Origin of the sequence: Mycobacterium syngnathidarum (assembly GCF_001942625.1) — a bacterium.
Classification (GTDB): Bacteria; Actinomycetota; Actinomycetes; order Mycobacteriales; family Mycobacteriaceae; genus Mycobacterium; species Mycobacterium syngnathidarum.
The window spans coordinates 437,402-453,999 of sequence record NZ_MLCL01000089.1 but is presented as its reverse complement, the minus strand read 5'-3'; the positions used below and the strand labels follow the sequence as shown (position 1 = coordinate 453,999).

General features: G+C 64.8%; 15 protein-coding genes. 10 read left to right on the top strand and 5 right to left on the bottom strand.

What is annotated here, in order from left to right; translation table 11 throughout:
- Positions 1–43: 43 nt before the first annotated feature.
- Together BKG60_RS28085 and BKG60_RS28080 are read left to right on the top strand one after the other, a co-directional pair.
- Positions 44–3,058 (top strand): DEAD/DEAH box helicase, encoded by a 3,015-nt coding sequence (locus BKG60_RS28085; RefSeq protein ID WP_070946880.1) that lies wholly within the window; start codon positions 44–46, stop codon positions 3,056–3,058.
- A complete protein-coding gene (locus BKG60_RS28080; RefSeq protein WP_070946881.1) occupies positions 3,051–3,857 on the top strand; it encodes an SWIM zinc finger family protein in 807 nt (268 codons plus the stop codon). The genes BKG60_RS28085 and BKG60_RS28080 overlap by 8 nt, the downstream gene beginning before the upstream one ends.
- A 13-nt stretch (positions 3,858–3,870) precedes the next feature.
- On the opposite strand, the gene BKG60_RS32630 is transcribed toward BKG60_RS28080, so the two are convergent.
- The 4 genes from BKG60_RS32630 to BKG60_RS28065 all read right to left on the bottom strand — a co-directional run bounded on the left by BKG60_RS32630 (position 3,871) and on the right by BKG60_RS28065 (position 6,072).
- Positions 3,871–4,215, bottom strand: coding sequence for a HipA domain-containing protein (locus BKG60_RS32630; RefSeq protein WP_239252226.1), 345 nt, complete (start codon positions 4,213–4,215; stop codon positions 3,871–3,873).
- On the bottom strand, positions 4,212–5,162 hold the full coding sequence (locus tag BKG60_RS28075; RefSeq protein ID WP_239252224.1) for a type II toxin-antitoxin system HipA family toxin: 951 nt from the start codon (positions 5,160–5,162) through the stop codon (positions 4,212–4,214). The genes BKG60_RS32630 and BKG60_RS28075 overlap by 4 nt, the downstream gene beginning before the upstream one ends.
- On the bottom strand, positions 5,152–5,400 hold the full coding sequence (locus BKG60_RS28070) for a helix-turn-helix transcriptional regulator (protein ID WP_070946882.1): 249 nt from the start codon (positions 5,398–5,400) through the stop codon (positions 5,152–5,154). Before BKG60_RS28070 ends, BKG60_RS28075 begins: the two co-directional genes overlap by 11 nt.
- A 93-nt stretch (positions 5,401–5,493) precedes the next feature.
- On the bottom strand, positions 5,494–6,072 hold the full coding sequence (locus BKG60_RS28065) for a TetR/AcrR family transcriptional regulator (protein ID WP_070946883.1): 579 nt from the start codon (positions 6,070–6,072) through the stop codon (positions 5,494–5,496).
- A gap of 98 nt (positions 6,073–6,170) precedes the next feature.
- On the opposite strand from BKG60_RS28065, the gene BKG60_RS28060 reads away from it, so the two are divergent.
- From BKG60_RS28060 to BKG60_RS28050, 3 genes are read left to right on the top strand one after another with little or no spacing between them, the layout of a single operon-like run.
- Positions 6,171–7,439: an NADH:flavin oxidoreductase/NADH oxidase family protein gene (locus BKG60_RS28060; RefSeq protein WP_070946884.1), complete on the top strand. Its 1,269-nt coding sequence runs from the start codon at positions 6,171–6,173 to the stop codon at positions 7,437–7,439.
- 22 nt (positions 7,440–7,461) lie between these two features.
- Positions 7,462–8,169: a type 1 glutamine amidotransferase domain-containing protein gene (locus BKG60_RS28055; RefSeq protein ID WP_070946885.1), complete on the top strand. Its 708-nt coding sequence runs from the start codon at positions 7,462–7,464 to the stop codon at positions 8,167–8,169.
- Entirely contained in the window at positions 8,169–9,065 is an 897-nt protein-coding gene (locus BKG60_RS28050; protein ID WP_070946886.1) for an acetoacetate decarboxylase family protein, read from the top strand. The genes BKG60_RS28055 and BKG60_RS28050 overlap by 1 nt, the downstream gene beginning before the upstream one ends.
- 61 nt (positions 9,066–9,126) lie before the next feature.
- Here BKG60_RS28050 and BKG60_RS28045 read toward each other — a convergent pair whose 3' ends face one another.
- Positions 9,127–9,759, bottom strand: a complete 633-nt coding sequence (locus tag BKG60_RS28045; RefSeq protein WP_070946887.1) for a DUF4352 domain-containing protein — start codon at positions 9,757–9,759, stop codon at positions 9,127–9,129.
- Positions 9,760–10,057: 298 nt separating this feature from the next.
- Here BKG60_RS28045 and BKG60_RS28040 point away from each other — a divergent pair, with 298 nt between their 5' ends.
- The 5 genes from BKG60_RS28040 to BKG60_RS28020 all read left to right on the top strand — a co-directional run bounded on the left by BKG60_RS28040 (position 10,058) and on the right by BKG60_RS28020 (position 16,585).
- Positions 10,058–10,345 (top strand): type VII secretion target, encoded by a 288-nt coding sequence (locus tag BKG60_RS28040; RefSeq protein ID WP_341350336.1) that lies wholly within the window; start codon positions 10,058–10,060, stop codon positions 10,343–10,345.
- 3 nt (positions 10,346–10,348) lie between these two features.
- A complete protein-coding gene (locus BKG60_RS28035; RefSeq protein ID WP_070946888.1) occupies positions 10,349–11,719 on the top strand; it encodes a WXG100 family type VII secretion target in 1,371 nt (456 codons plus the stop codon).
- Positions 11,707–12,480 (top strand): hypothetical protein, encoded by a 774-nt coding sequence (locus BKG60_RS28030; RefSeq protein WP_070946889.1) that lies wholly within the window; start codon positions 11,707–11,709, stop codon positions 12,478–12,480. Before BKG60_RS28035 ends, BKG60_RS28030 begins: the two co-directional genes overlap by 13 nt.
- Before the next feature lie 79 nt (positions 12,481–12,559).
- Complete coding sequence (locus BKG60_RS28025) at positions 12,560–13,342, top strand: hypothetical protein (RefSeq protein ID WP_070946890.1); 783 nt, start codon at positions 12,560–12,562, stop codon at positions 13,340–13,342.
- Between the two features lie 144 nt (positions 13,343–13,486).
- Entirely contained in the window at positions 13,487–16,585 is a 3,099-nt protein-coding gene (locus tag BKG60_RS28020) for a DEAD/DEAH box helicase (RefSeq protein WP_070946896.1), read from the top strand.
- The last annotated feature ends 13 nt before the right edge of the window (positions 16,586–16,598 follow it).

Below are 16,598 nucleotides of genomic sequence, written 5' to 3'. Positions count from 1 at the left end.
CGGGCTGGCTAGCCTGGCGTGACCTCCAGGAAGCGAAATATCAATGTTGGTTCTGCACGGATTCTGGTCCTCCGAGGGGCTCTGCCTGTGGGCTGAGGACTCGGCCCTGCCAGTGAAGAGCGCAAGTCAGGCGATGCGCACCGCTCGCCCACATCCCTTCGCCGCGGCTGCCGACGTGATCGGCGAAATCCACCCGGGCAAGCCCGGAAACAGTGTGCTGCTGTTGCCGTCACTGCGGACCTCGCCGCTGGACTCGCCGGAACTGCTGCGGATCACGCCGCGGCCTGCGTCCCGCAGTGCACCCGCGCTGCTGCCGTGGTCGGTTCCGGTGCTATCGGTTCCCGCAGCCTCGACGTTGGCCGTTCTCGATGAGATGGCGGCAGATGTGCGGTATGGCGCGTCGGTGACCTACCTGGCCGATATCGCGGCATTCGCACGAAAATTGTTGGCGGGCGGCCGACTTCTGCCTGCGCTGGGTATCGACGAGGGGCAGCCCGTCGCGTTCTGGCGGCCCGTGATCCAGGGTGCCGACGTGATGGAACTGAACGCGATCGTCGCGGCCATGCCGCCCGTGTTCCGGGCGGAGTCGGCTGCCGGGGCAGCATCGGAGTTGGTGACGTCGGCGTTGGGAGTATTCGTCGACGAGCTGGCGCGTGCCGCCGCGCCGCCGGTCGAAGAGATGCTGCCACCCCGTCGCGGGCGCCGCCCGAAACGTCTCGCGGTCGAAGAAGCGTGGGTGGCCGCACTGACGGCGCCCGACGGCAGGTTCGACGCGGAGTTCCACGCTCTCGACGCCTTGGCCGACGCGCTGGCGCCGTGGGACGAGATCGGGATCGAGCAGCCGGGTCCGGCTCGGGCGACCTTCCGGCTCACCGAGGTCGAGTCCGGCGACGACGCGGCGGGCTGGCGGCTGGAGTTCCTGCTGCAGTCAGTCGCCGACCCCAGTCTGCTGGTCCCGGCAGAGCAGACCTGGGACGACGACGGCAACCTGAGGCGTTGGCTTGACCGTCCCGAGGAGCTACTGCTCGCCGAGCTCGGTCGTGCGGTCCGGATCTACCCGGAACTGACCTCCGGTCTGCGCACCGCACTTCCCTCCGGTCTCGACTTGGACGCCGAGGGTGCCTACCACTTCCTGTCGGTCGCGGCGCCGCTGCTCGACGATGCGGGCTTCGGGGTGCTGCTCCCGTCGTGGTGGGATCGGCACCGCAAGCTGGGCCTCGCGGTGTCGGCGTCGACACCGGTCGACGGTGTGGTGGCTACGGCCAGTCGGTTCGGCCGCGAGCAGCTCGTCGAGTTCCGGTGGGATCTCGCGGTCGGCGATGACACGCTCACCGAGGACGAGATCAACGCGCTGTCACAGACCAAGGCACCGTTGATCAGGTTGCGTGGCCAATGGGTGGCGGTCGATCAGGAACAGCTGCGACGCGGGCTCGAGTTCCTCAAGAGCCACCGGTCGGGACAGGCGAGTCCCGCCGAGCTGCTGGCGTTGGCGGCCAGCCATCCTGACGACACCGACACCCCGCTGGAGGTGGTGTCGGTACGGGCCGACGGTTGGCTCGGCGATCTGCTCAACGGCGTTGCCGGACAATCACTTCAGCCCCTGCAACCAGCACCGGACTTCGCTGCGACGCTGCGTCCCTACCAACAGCGAGGTCTGTCGTGGCTGGCCTTCCTGTCGTCGCTGGGCCTGGGCAGTTGTCTGGCCGACGACATGGGTCTCGGCAAGACCGTGCAGCTGCTTGCGCTGGAGTCCGCCCAGCGCCACAACGACCCCGTCGCCGCCCCGACCCTGCTGCTGTGCCCGATGTCCTTGGTGGGCAACTGGCAACGGGAAGCCGCAAAATTCGCGCCGGCGCTTCGGGTTTACGCCCACCACGGCCCGGAGAGGCTTCGTGGCGGCGCACTGGAAGAACAGCTGGCCGAGGTCGACCTGGTCGTCACCACGTATGCCACGGCCACCCGCGACATCGACGAACTCGCTGGCCATCGGTGGAACCGGGTGGTGCTCGACGAGGCCCAGGCCGTCAAGAACAGCCTGTCGCGCGGGGCCAAGGCGGTGCGCCGCCTGGACGCCGAGCACCGGATCGCGCTCACCGGTACCCCGGTGGAGAACCGGCTTGCCGAGTTGTGGTCCATCATGGACTTTCTCAACCCGGGCCTGCTCGGCTCGTCCGAGGTGTTCCGGGCCCGGTACGCGGTGCCGGTGGAGAAGTACGGCCAGACCGAGCCGGCCGAACGGCTGCGCCGGATCACCCGTCCCTACATTCTGCGGCGCCTCAAGACCGATCCGGCCATCATCGACGACCTGCCCGAGAAGATCGAAGTCAAGCAGTACTGCCGGCTCACCACCGAGCAGGCATCGCTCTACCAGTCCATCGTCGACGAGATGATGGAGAAGATCGAGCACACCGACGGAATCGAGCGGCGCGGCAACGTACTCGCGGCGATGACCAAACTCAAGCAGGTCTGCAACCACCCCGCGCAGCTGTTGCACGACCGGTCGCCGATCGGCACGCGTTCCGGCAAGGTGATCCGGCTGGAGGAGATCCTGGAGGAGATTCTCGCCGAAGGGGACAGGGTGCTGTGCTTCACCCAGTTCACCGAGTTCGCCGAGATGTTGGCACCGCACCTGGCCGCGCGGTTCGGTCAGGATGTCGCTTACCTGCACGGCGGTGTGCCGAAGAAGCGGCGCGACGAGATGGTCGAGCGTTTCCAGTCCGGTGAAGGACCGTCGATCTTCCTGCTGTCGCTGAAGGCGGGTGGCACCGGGCTGACCCTGACCGCCGCCAATCATGTTGTGCACCTGGATCGATGGTGGAACCCAGCGGTGGAGAACCAGGCCACGGACCGGGCCTTCCGGATCGGTCAGAAGCGCACCGTGCAGGTGCGTAAATTCATCTGCACCGGCACGCTCGAGGAGAAGATCGACGACATGATCGAGCAGAAGAAAGCACTGGCCGATCTGGTGGTCGGGGACGGCGAAGGCTGGCTGACCGAGCTGTCCACCGGCGACCTGCGCAAACTGTTCACCCTGTCGGAGGGAGCCGTCGGTGAATGACTGGTATCCACCGTCGCGGCCCCGTGCCGCTGACGGGTTGAAGGCCCGCAGCGCCCGTGGCGCGATCGCCCAGACGTGGTGGTCGCAACGGTTCATCGGAGTGCTCGAGGCCATGGGTATGGGTAGTCGGATGCAGCGCGGCCGCAACTATGCCCGTCGCGGTCAGGTGATCTCGCTGGACATCGGTCCGGGTCTGGTCACTGCGGAGGTGCAGGGCAGCAGGGTACGTCCCTACCGGGTCCGCATCGGCATCCCGGCGTTCGGTAAGAGCGAATGGTTGCAGATCGAAGCCGCGCTCGCCGAAGATGCTTTGTACACAGCGGCTTTGCTTGCCGGTGAGATGCCGGCCGATATCGAGGACGTGTTCGGCGCGGTGGAGTTGCCGCTGTTTCCCACGACGGCCCGGGACCTGTCGCTGGACTGTTCGTGTCCTGACTTCGCCGTGCCGTGCAAGCATCTCGCGGCGACGTTCTACCTGCTGGCCGAAGCATTCGACGAGGATCCGTTCATCATCCTGGCCTGGCGGGGCCGGGACCGTGAGGACCTGCTGGAGAATCTGGCCGCCGCCCGTTCGGGTGGTCGCCCGGCCGCCGATCAGGCGGCGTCCTCAGGGCCGGACTTGACCGACTGCCTCGATTCATTCTTCGTGCGGCAGAACGTTCTTCCGGTCTTCAGTCCTCCTGTTGCCGCGTCGACGGCACTGCTTGACCAGCTGCCCGAGGTGTCGGTGACCGTGCGCAGGCGCAGGCTCGCTGAGATTCTGCGGCCGGCGTATGTGGGCTTCGGGGAGCAGGACTGAGCTGCGCTCGGGCTCACGACTCGCCGAGGTAGGTGTCGGTGCCGCGCCCGATTGACCATGCGCGCCGAACCCACATCGCCTCGAGGTTGTGTTTGACTCGCTCAGTGCCTGGCGGCAGGGGCGCCGAATGGATTGCATCGTGCACAGTCTCCATGCAGGACTGCACGATTGAGCATGCGCGACGCTCAGACATGCCCCAGGAGGCTCCTTCTCGGGCGAGGTCATCGACGTCGACAACGTCGATCGCGGTCTTGCCGTTGATGACATGCCCGGTGCCCTTGTACTTGGAATCAAGGTATGCGGTCGGTGCCGCGTCGTACAGCGGGGCCAGGGATATTCGGCCAAGTCGATCGATCATCGCGAGTAGTTCTTGGAGTGCGCGTCTCCATTGCCGATCACGACATTGAATGTCCCGGTTCGCAGCAGTGTTGCGCGAAAATCACCGGGGTCTGCGGCACGTGCTGCGGCTGTCCGGGCGATCCGTTTGAGGCGCGACCCATGGCGTTTGGACTCGGCGGTACTTTCGTATTTGGCTTGTGGCGGAAGGCCCATCGCCTGGCAGAAATCCTCTTGATGCCGACGTTCTCCGGCCGCAGTGCGGTCGTAGCGGGTGACCACAATCGCCTCGCGGTCTTCGAATGTGGCGAGGCGTGACTCCGCAGCCGCCAGGTGGGCGGCCCGGGCGACGTGTAATGCCCAATTCTCGGTCTGGACGAGATGGGAAAGCGCTCCGCTCAACGGTTCTGGTTTGATGATGTGCGTCGAGGCGGCACCTTGCTCTGGCCAACCCCAGCTGCCGTCGTCGAGTGCGGTGAGGAGCACCTTGTCCTGAATGCCGGCCAACGATGCTTGCGGCGTGGCGCCGTCGGGTAGGTGATATGTCGGCAGGTCCGCAACGAGCCGTGTTACTTCGTCGTCGGTGAGTCGGCGCACATGACCTGGGCCGGGCGCCACGTCGGTGTCGAGAAACTGTACGGCTCCGGCGCATTCGGCCCCGACTCGGCGCAGCAGCTCCATGCTGTCGGTGACGGGCACCCGAGCTTCAGCGGCGAGCTGTTCGCGCAGATTACCTTCGGGCAAGAGACCCGAGAGAAACGCCGATACCGGCATCGGGGCGCCGGGGCTCCGGCCGTCGGTGGCCGGCCGGCGAGTGATCGGTAGCGCCAGCGACAGCACCCGACTACCTTCACCGAAGGTATCCAGGGCGTCTTCGGTGAAGTCCAGGCGGTACCGGAAACGGGTTGGCTCGCGCAGCTGCGCGATGTGCGTCCCATGCAGCCATACGTTCAATGGCTTACTGGCCATCGAGCACCGCGACCCTGGTGAATTTGGGTGCAATCGCGATGGCATGGCCGCATTCCGACAATGCCCGCAATGCCGTGTCGACGCTGACGGATTCGCCGCGTTCGAGCCGCGAGATGGTCATCCGGGTGACCCCGATGCGGTCGGCGAGTTCGTCCTGGCGCAGGCCCTTTGCGCGGCGGAGGGCGCGGATACGCTCACCGAACTCGGCGGTGTCGTACACCAGCGCTTCGTGATGCATTTATTGAGCATAGCGATCAATACGTGGAATGATTGCTATTTCGATCATTAGGCGCAGTGGTGGAAATGATCGAAATATCAGGCATGGATAGGGTCAGGCGAGCTGTCCAAGCGCTGCAGCGACCGCCGCCCGGACCGTGGTGGCGACGGTGTCGGGGGAGGACGCGTCGAACTTGCCGTCCAGGTGCAGGAACGCCAGGCCGTGCACCAGGGCCCACACCGCGTTCGCCATCGCGTCGGGATCTGACATGGGAATGGCCTGTCGCACAATCGATCTGAGGTACTCGCTGATGGCCTCGACCGCGGCGACGCGTTCCGGGCTGGTGGGGTCGCACGGTTCGGCGAACATGGCCCGGAACAGGCCGGGGCGTTTCAGCGCGAAGTTCACGTAAGCGATGGCGATGTCGGCGAGGTCGGCGGGCGTTTTGGGTGACGGGTTGGCCGCGGCCAACTGGGTGGCCAGATCGCGGTAACCCACCGCGGCGACCGCGGACAGCAGCGCGTCACGGTCGGCGAAATGCCGGTACGGCGCGGCGGTCGAGACGCCCGCGCGGCGAGCCGCTGCCCGCAGCGACAGTTCGTTCGCGCCGCCCTCTTCCAGCAGCTCCAGTGCTGCCTGCACGAGCGCGCTCGGCAGGTCGCCGTGGTGATACGACCTCGTTGACGTGGGCATTCGGGATCTACCTCACAAGTGTTGACACCGCTTACATGCTCCCCGTATGTTAGCAGCAAGCAGAAGTAAGCACTGTCAACATTGATGAGGGAGTTCCCATGTCGAATGCGTCGGAGGCGTTGTTCGCGCCGCTGCAACTGAAGTCCGGTCAGGTCTTGCGCAACCGGATCGCCAAGGCGGCCATGGAAGAGGGCATGGCGGGTCGGGCGCAGCTGCCCGGTGAGCGGCTGATCACGCTGTACCGGCAGTGGGGCGCCGGCGGAACCGGCCTGCTCATCACCGGCAACGTCATGGTCCATGCCGAGGCGATGACCGGACCGGGCGGCGTCGTGCTGGATGCCGACTCGCCGCTGGAGCCCTTCGCGGCGTGGGCGGACGCGGGACGGCGCCACGGGTCTGCGATGTGGATGCAGATCAGCCATCCCGGGCGTCAGGTCCAGGCCGACATGCCGGGCGTGGTGTGGGGACCGTCGGACGTCGCGGTCGAGCTGGGCCGGCACTCCAAGCGATTCGGGCAGCCGGTCGCGATGACGGCCGAGCAGATCGCCGACACCATCACCCGCTTCGCCACCACCGCGCGGCGCGCCGAGCAGGCCGGGTTCGTCGGCGTCGAGGTGCACGCCGCACACGGATACCTGTTGTCGCAGTTCCTGTCTCCGCTCGTCAACACCCGCACCGACGAGTGGGGCGGCTCGCTGGAGAACCGGGCCCGGCTGCTGTGCGAGATCGTCCACGCCATCCGCGCCGAGGTGTCACCGGGGTTTTCCGTTGCGGTGAAACTGAATTCAGCGGACTTCCAGCGCGGCGGCTTCGACGCCGACGATGCCCGCAAGGTGATCGACATGCTCGCGCCGCTGGGCGTCGACCTGGTCGAGTTGTCCGGCGGCAGTTACGAAAGCCCCGCGATGACTGGCCGCCCAGCCGATGAGCGCACCGCGGCCCGCGAAGCGTACTTCCTGGAACTGGCGTCCGAGCTCGCCGTGAGCAGCCCCATTCCGCTCATGCTGACCGGCGGCATCACCCGGCGTCAGACCGCCGAGCGCGTGTTGGCGAGCGGCGTCGCGGTGGTCGGCATGGCCACCGCGCTGGCCGAAACCCCCGACCTGCCCGCGCGGTGGCGTCACGGCGCGGAGGCGACCGGACGGCTGAAGCCGGTGACCTGGCCGGACAAACCGCTGGCCTCCATCGCCAGCATGGCGATGGTCCGCTACCAGATGCGCCGACTCGGTGCCGGGAAGAAGCCCGCGCTCAACGTCGGGCCGGCGTTCGCGTTGGCAGCCGATCAACTCGTGGCACGGCGGGCCCTGCGTCGGTACTCGCGGTGGCTGGCCTCGCGGCCGCGGGTGGGTACTCGGACATCGGTGTAGAGACTGTGGACAGGAGACGATCATGACGAACGTGCTGATGGTGATCTCGGCGGCCGACCGCTGGACCCTCAACGACGGGACGGTGCATCCGTCCGGGTACTGGGCCGAGGAGGTCGCGCGGCCGCACCAGATCTTCACCCAGGCCGGGTGGCAGATCACGGTGGCGACGCCCGGCGGCACGGCGCCGACGCTCGATCAGCTCAGCCTCGGGATCTCCGGCGGCATGCCGTGGAAGCGCAAGGAGGTCAAGACGTATCTGGACGCCATCGCCAACGTGCTGGCTCATCCGGTCTCGCTCGACACCGTGAATGCCGACGACTACGACGTGGTGTTCTACCCGGGCGGGCACGGCCCGATGGAAGACCTTGCCTACGACCCGGTCTCGGGTGCGCTCCTGGCACATCGGTTGGAGTCCGACAAGCCACTGGCCCTGTTGTGCCATGCGCCGGCGGCGATCCTGGCCGCTAGTGGGCCGGACGGGGTGTCACCCTTCGCCGGTCGGCGCATGACCGGGTTGTCCAACCGCGAGGAGTTGTTGAACAGCTTCGGGCGCAAGGCGCCCTGGCTATTGGAGGACAAGCTGAAGGAGGCCGGCGTCGACTACTCGAAAGCGCGGCTGCCGCTGCGTCCGCATGTCGTGGTCGACGGCAACCTCTACACCGGGCAGAACCCGCAGTCCTCGGAGAAGCTCGCGGAGCGACTCGTGGCGGATGTTGGGACGGGAGTCTGATGCCTTCCGTTGAGGTGGACCTTGGTGGGCGCCTGGTCACGGTGCCCAAAGGGGGCCTGTATGACCGATTTCGGATGCGCACCGACCTCGACGAGGTCGCGCGTGATCCCCGGGTGTCGAGCGTCGACTTCTTCCGGACGCTGCCCAAGACCGAGGTGAACTCGGCGATCGGGCCGACGCTGACGCCGAACTTCTACTACCGCATCTCGACCGCGCGGCTGGTGATGCTGGCCCGGTCCCGTGATATCCGCACCCGGCTGCCGAAAGAACTTGCACCCCTGGAGATTGCACCCGGCCTCGGGATCGTCTCAGTGATGTTCTTCCGCTACGACGTGTGCGACATCGACTTCTACACCGAGGCCGCCGTCGGCGTCGCGGTCCGGCCGGCGCGGCACGGCAAGCTGGGGTTCGCCGACTTGGCGAGCAGCCTGGCCAACGATCACCTGCACTCGTATGTGCTGTCTCTTCCGGTGAGCACGCAGATCGCCCAGGTGCGTGGACATGACGGGTACGGGTTCCCGAAGTGGGTAACCGAGCTTGATGTCTCGATCGACACGGATCGGACGGTCGCGCGCGTTGGGAACGATGCCGGTGGGGTGGATCTGGCGCTCTCTGCTGTCACCCCGCGCCAGGCGAAGTATGAGACGGGGGAGCGGGTTTCGACGCTCACGTCGTACACGTCGTTGGGCGGCGCCTGGCATTCCACGCTGAGCCAGACAAATGTGCTGTCGGCCGGGACCGCGCGGTTTCCTCGTGGCGTGGATCTGCAGATCGGGCAGGGGAGGATGGCTGATGTCTTGCGAGCTCTCAATCTGATCAAGACCATCCAGCTCGATGTCGTCACGGAAGGTCAACTCGCGCTGCATATGCCGGTGCCGGTGTCGGTGCGGGGTTGATCCGTCCTGATGGATGCGGCAGGCCGGGGCCGGCCAAGCAGGCAGGCCCCGGTGTCGCCGTCTACGGCGTCAGCGCCACGGTGACGCCGCCGGAGAACATCGAGTCGTGCAGTTCGATGCGTGCCGGTGCTGCGCCGGCCGGCATGTCGTAGACCAGGGATACATCGACGGCATTGCCGGGGTTGATGTCGTCCCAGACTGGGATATCCGAATCGCCCAGAGCGATCTGAGCGGACGAATCGCTTTCGAAACTGCGGCCTTGGGTGTCGATCAACTTCTGGTTGGACGGACTGAAACCTTGTGCCCGGTCACCGATGTTCTGCACGCTGAGCGTCACGATCACGAACTGGCCCTGAGCCTTCTCGCGCAGGTAGGGATTGTCGCCGATTTCTGTCAGCCCGGGCTGCACCGTCTTGACGACGAACTCGAACTTGCCGTCGCGGACCGGGGTGTTGAGCCCGGCGGTCGGCGTGTTCTCTTTGGCCGGGGCCGGCGCGGCGAGCGCGGCGCTGGGCTTCGGGCCCTGCTTGGTGTCGTCCTTGTCGGAGAACGCCGACATGACGGCCACGAATGCGACGACGCCGATGACGATCGCCGGCCACTTGCGCTTCTTCGCGTGCGGTGGTGCGTACTGGGGAAAACTCTGCGCAGCAGGCTGATTCGGGTCGTTGGGCTGCTGATAGGGACTGCTCATGGCGGTGTTCCTTCTGTCTTGCGCCCGGGCACCGATGCCAGGCGAACAGGAGAACGTACAACCGGGCGCCGACAAGTTGGCGCCTGGTTGGGCCCGGCATCGGCCTCAAGCTTCTGAGCATGCGATTCGCCCCTGTGCCGCCGCGTTGTTCGTCGCGGTGATGGACTGGGCGCGGATTGGTTGATCAGCAGCTGTGTCGATCCCACCCGCATCGAGCTCGCGTGCTGGGAAATTGGTGCAAAGCGGCTGGATCCTCGTAGGTGACAATGGATGACGGCACATGCGTTCGGGGAGGTAGATGATGCTGGTTGATCCTGAGGTATTGAGAACCTTGGCGAGTCAGTCAAATGCGGCGAGCTCGACGATTTCTTCTGCAGATGTCGGTCGCAAGACGACGTCGGCGGCAGATGGCCTACCAGGTTCCACCACGCAGTGGGCCGCGCGCACCGTCGGTGAACACTTCTCGCAGATGGCCATCAAGCTCGCCGACAATGTCACCAAGATGGGCCAGGCGGTCCGTGGCGCGGGCGACGCTTTCGAGGTGACGGATGACGCGCTGGCCAGCGACTTCGATGGGTTGTTCTAGCCGATGTTGCCGTCTCGTCCCACTTTGATCGGTTGGAATCCAGACTCCTTGACCTCGTCCGCGGCTGCGATCAAGTCGGCTTCCGGATCGGTGTCGGGTGCAGTGAAGGGAATCGATCAAGCGTGCCAGGAAATGCCGGCGATAGGTTCGTGGTCAGGCCGTTCCCATGATGCGGCCGCTGCGATGTTCACTCGTGCAGAGCGTGATGCCGTCAAGTTTTCTGGGTACGCCGACGCTGTGGCGGCTGCGCTTGGCGGCGGCGCGGAATCGATCGGTGATGCGCGCAGGGCGTTGCTTGCGAAGGCCGACGAGGTCGATGCCGGGCCGCTGAATGTGTCTGACCAATGGGTGGTGCTGGTTGACCCGGCGACCATGTCAGAGGAGGAGATCGCCAAGCTGCAGGCGCTGGCGTTGGAGGAACAAGGGGTGATCAATCGCATGCTGATCACCGTCGGTGACGCTGACGATGCGGCTGCCAACGCGGTGGTGGCGGCAGGCCACGAGTTCGGCTACATCGAGCCGGGACCGGCGACCGATCTCGGCGGATTGCTGCTTCCAACGGCGCAACGGCCGCCTGATCAGGTACCCGACCCGACGACGCCGCTGGGTGTGGTGGGCCAGGAGGCACTCCGGGCCGCCGATGAGCAGCGGAACGTCCGGGAGATCATCGAATCGACCAATGGGAACGGCGAGGAGCTGACGACGGTGATCAAACAGGACGGCAGCAAGGCGGTGACCACTCGGATGAAACCGTTCGACTGGCCAAGTAAGCAAAACTTCTATCAGGTCGAAGAGTTCGACAAAAACGGTGAGCGGATAGCGAGTACCAGTTCTTGGCGCGATGCGGCTACCGGCACTGACTACACGTCGATCACCTACGCAAACCAATCGAACCTCTTGATGTCCAGGGACTCGTCCGGGCACAGGAGTGCTAGCTTCACCCCGCCCGCCGGGCAGCCAAGTACTGTGCCTGTCGACTTGATCGACAAACTGTCAACATCTACCGGGGCTGGCATGTCAGGCATGGAGAAACACATCGCACACGGCGGTTCGTTACCGATGGTCACGGCGGAATCGCTCGAAAACATCGGCAAGACCATGAAGTACGGTGGTCCCGCGCTAGCTGCGGCAACTACAGTGTTCGACTTTGTTATGGCGGATTCAGACAAAGACAAGTGCATCGCGCTGGTCGCGGGTGCCGCAGGCGGTGGCGGGGGTTGGGCTCTTGCGGAAGTTGGCGCGGGGCTTGGCGTGTTCGGTGGGCCACTCGCGCCGGTGACCGTTCCGGCAGGAGCGGTTCTTTTCGGGCTCGCCGGCGGATTGGGTGGCTCAGCGATGGGCAAGTTCGTTGGGGATGCCCTGTGTCCGAACTGAATCTCCCTGAACCGACCCGGTGGCGGGGCGGGCGGTGGTTTCTCCCGCTAGCCGGTGTTGTCGGGTTCGGTATTACGGTGGTTTACGCTGCCCTGGGGTTGACGGCGGCTACCCGCGGGAACTTCTTGACCGCGATGGTGTCAGTCGGGTGGGTGGTTTTCCTGCTGACCTTCCTCGCATCTGTACTGTTGGTCGGGAGCGACCGATCTGAGGCGCGGATTACTAGTGATGCATCGGGTTTCACCCTACTGCCGGACAGACGGTTCACTCTGCTCATGCTGATTGGCGTTGTGGCGTCCATACCGAGCTCCGCGGTTTTCGCTGTGTGCGCGCCCCTAGGCCTTATCGAGTTCGCGGACACACGGATGCTGCAGACCGTCGGGGCGGGTGCAGCAGCTGTCGTAGTTCTTACGGGCGTCAGCGGCTTGGTCGTCGCTTGGCGTCGCGGCGGGGTGGGGCATGTAAAGCTAACACCCGCGATGATCGAGAACGCCGATATTCTCGCGACGAGGATGTTCGAATGGGACGATGTGATGGACGTGACCGACCACGCGGAATCGCGGAAGTCGCGGCGTGCAGTAGTGCTTCGGCTTCGGGACGGCAACGAAGAGATCATCAGCTTCGCGAACATCTATGTGCCCCGCGGCGCGGCCCTGTACTGGTTGGTGCGGCATTACTGGCGGCATCCCGAGGACCGGATGGAGTTGGTGGATTCGAGGGCACTAGAGCGGTTGCGCGGCGGTCAATTTGATTTCAGGTAGCCATTGACAGGGTGACCGGTCTTCGGGGCCTCAACCATTTCGGTGGCGCAGAAATGGGCGAGTTTGCCGGGGAGGCTTTGTGTCCGAACTGAACCTCCCCGAACCAGCGAACTGGGTCAAAGCTGGCAAGCCCATGTTGTGGGCGGGACTGGTCGTCTCCGTGGGGATGGTCTACTTCGTTGTCCGAGGCATCCTTGCCGGCCTGCGCGGCAACTACTTGACGACGATTTTGATTTTCGGATTCGTTACGTTTCCAGTGCTGATGATGGCGGCGCTGCTGTTGGCGGCGGCCGGCAAGACCCGGACGCGGACCTCCAGCGACGCAACCGGGTTCACCGTGTGGCCGGATAAGCGGTTCAGCATGCTGTATCTGACAGGACTCGCGGCGATCGGCCCGTCGGCACTGCTGCTCGCGTTCTTCATACCGCGCGGCGCGATCGACCTTCCCATGTCGCGAGGGCTCCAAATCTTCTCGCCTGCGCTGTTCATCGCAGCTGCCGTGCTCGCGGTCATCGGCATCATCAGCTGGGTGCGGCGCGGAGGCGTCGGATACCTCAAATTCAGCCCGGCAATGATTGAGATCGCCGATGTCATCAAGACCAGGGCGGTGGAGTGGGATGACATTGTCGACGTCAAGGATCATTCGGAGACCAAGGACGGCAAGAATGCCGGTAGGTCGGTGGTGCTGTGCCTACGAGATGGCAGCGAGAAGGTTATCGGCGGCTTGAGCCTTTATGTCCCGACGGGCGTGCCGCTCTACTGGATGGTGCGGCACTACTGGCGACACCCCGAGGACCGCGCCGAGCTGATGGACTCGCGGGCTTCAGAGCGGTTGTGTGACGGACAGTTCGATCTCAGGTAGCGCGACCACCCGGGCATTCAGCTAGCTTGAACTGCCCGCCGAACCCGACGAATGCTAACGAAAGGTTCCGCATTCGAGCCGGTGCGTAGCGCCGGCACCGGCGAGTTTCTGTCGAGTGTCTTCCCACCGCGTTACCCTCCGGGCGTGGACGCCGGACTATACGAATCTCTCCTCACTGATCGGCTCAATGCTGCCTCGGCTGAGCGCGACGACCTGCAACCTTTGCTCAGCGTGGTCGATGACTCCGAGCAGGCATTGACGATTACCCGTCACCTGGCCCCACTCATCGAACGGCAGCTCAAGGTCGCCGGCAATGCCGAAGCGCGTGCCAGGCTCCTGCGGAACCTGCTCGAGGTTCTGGGTGATGTCGATGCTATGCAGGAGAACCTGTTTCAGGATGATCCCACCAAGATCCGTCGCCTCGATGCGGTAAGTCCGAAAAGTCTGGGAGCTCGCCAGCTTCCACGTCCAGCAACACCGCTGTCCGACGCGGCGCTGATGACTAATGCTCGCAATGAGCCGACGCTCGCGGCGGAGTTACGAGCTGAACTCGCCAGCGCCGACCACGTCGATCTGCTGTGTGCGTTCGTCAAGTGGCAGGGTCTGCGGCTGCTCGAACGTGAGCTCACGGAATTGCGTGAACGCGGGGTTCCGCTCCGCGTCATCACCACGACCTACCTCGGTGCTACCGACGCGCGTGCCCTGGACGCCTTGGTTAACGAGTTCGGTGCCGAAGTCCGGATCAACTACGAAACTGACCGTACGCGCTTGCACGCCAAGGCGTGGTTGCTGCGCCGCAACACCGGCTTTCACACCGCCTACGTCGGATCATCCAACTTGTCGCACGCGGCCCTGGTCGACGGGCTGGAATGGAACGTGCGCCTATCGGCCATCTCCACCCCACACTTGCTGGAGAAGTTCCGCGCCACCTTCGACTCCTACTGGGAGAACCGCGAATTCGAACCGTACCGACCCAGCGAGGACGGCGACAAGCTGCGTGGGGCATTGGAGATTGCCTCCGGCAAGAAGCAGCGTGATTCTCTGACGATCACCCTGTCTGGTCTCGAGGTCACGGCCAAGCCATATCAAGCTGAGTTGCTCGAGCAGCTCGACGCCGAACGCGTCCTTCATGATCGGCACCGCAACCTCATCGTCGCGGCCACTGGGACGGGTAAGACCGTGATCGCTGCGCTGGACTATCGCCGATTGGTGCGGGAGGTCCATGGCCGGGAACTGACGCTGCTGTTCGTGGCCCACCGCAAGGAGATCCTGCAACAGGCGCGGCGGATGTACCAGGAAGTGCTCACCGACCCGTTGTTCGGTGAGCTGCTGGTCGACGGCGATCAGCCCAAACGCTGGCGTCACGTATTCGCCAGCATCCAATCCCTCACCCCGGACCGACTTTCCACGATCGAGCCGGACCATTTCGACATCGTGGTGATCGACGAATTCCATCACGCACAAGCAGCCTCATACCGCCGCCTCCTTGACCACATTGCGCCGATGGAACTGCTCGGATTGACCGCGACCCCGGAGCGGGGTGACGGCATCGACGTCCGGTCGTTCTTCGGAGGACGGGTGGCCGCGGAGTTGCGGTTGTGGGATGCCCTCGAACAGAACCTGCTGTGCCCGTTCCACTACTTCGGCATTCACGACGGCACCGACCTCGAGACCCTGCAGTGGAAGCGCGGTGGTTACGATCTGACCGAGTTGAGCGCCGTCTACACGGGCAACGACGCCCGCACCCGCATCGTGCTGGACCAGTTGCAGGACAAGGTCGCTGATGTCGGGTCGATGCGGGCCCTGGGGTTCTGTGTGAGCGTCGACCATGCCCGATACATGGCTGATCAGTTTGCCGCCGCCGGCATTCCCGCACGCGCCGTGGTTGGCCTCGACGACAGTACCGAGCGACGCGCGGCGTTAGCGGCGCTGCGCAATCGGGAGATCAACGTGTTGTTCACGGTTGACCTGTTCAACGAGGGCCTGGACATCCCGCTGGTCGACACCGTGCTGTTTCTGCGTCCCACCGAGAGCGCGACGGTTTTCCTGCAACAACTCGGTCGCGGACTGCGGCTTGCGCCTGGCAAGTCGGTGTTGACGGCCCTCGATTTCGTCGGGCATCAACGCAAGGAGTTCCGCTTCGATCAACGGTTCCGGGCATTGACCGGGCTGGGGCGCAAGCAACTGGAAAAGCAAGTCAAGGAGGGGTTTCCGTTTCTACCGTCCGGGAGCCAGATCGTGCTGGACGAGGTGGCACGCGAGCTGGTGTTGGAGAACGTGCGCCAGCAGACGTCACCGAAGAAGGCAGCGCTCATCTCGGAAATCCGCGCACATTCCGACGATCGGCTGGCCTCGTACCTGGATGAGTCCGGGCGTGGGCTCGAAGACATCCTGCGCACGGATCGGTCGTGGACGACGCTGTGTCGCGATGCCGCGAAGCTGGGGGAGAACCCGGGACCGCGAGAGAACGAGTTGATAAAGCGCGTGAAGGCATTGACACACGTGGATGACCGCCGGCGTTGGAAGGCGTACAGCGCGCTCCTGCAGAATTGCCGCGCAGAGGAAGGGGTGACTGAAGAGCGGCTTGGGGCGATGCTGTTCTACTCCCTGTTCCCCAACGGCGGCGGATTCGGCAGTGTCACACAAGGACTCGACGTGCTACGGGACGAAGCCGTGGCTGACGAGATGCGGCAGGTGATCGACATTGCGTTCGACGGTGCACATCGCAGTACCTATGACTTGTCGGACATGGGGGCCGAATTCGCCGACGTTCCGCTCGCGCTGCACGCCAGTTACTCGCGGGAGGAGATCCTGGCCGGGATGGGCTTTGCGTCGCAGAAACGGACACCCAGCACCATGCGGGAGGGAGTGGCGTGGTGCCCGGCCGTCAACTCGGACGCCTTCCTGATCACGCTGAAGAAGTCCGACACCGACTACTCGCCGACGACCATGTATCGGGACTTCGCGCTGAGCCCGGAGCTGTTCCATTGGGAGTCGCAGTCGACGACCTCGTCGGCCTCGCCGACCGGGCAGCGCTACATTCACCACCGCGAGCGGGGGTCCCACATCCTGCTGTTCGTGCGGGAGACTAAGACCAACGCGTTCGGTGCCGCACCGTACATCTTCCTCGGGCCGGCCGAATACGTCACCCACGAAGGAGACCGGCCGATGGCGATCACATGGCGCTTGCGCCAGGCAATGCCCACTGAGGTGTATCTGGGGGCGCGGGCTGCGGTGGCGTGATATCGCCTGTGCG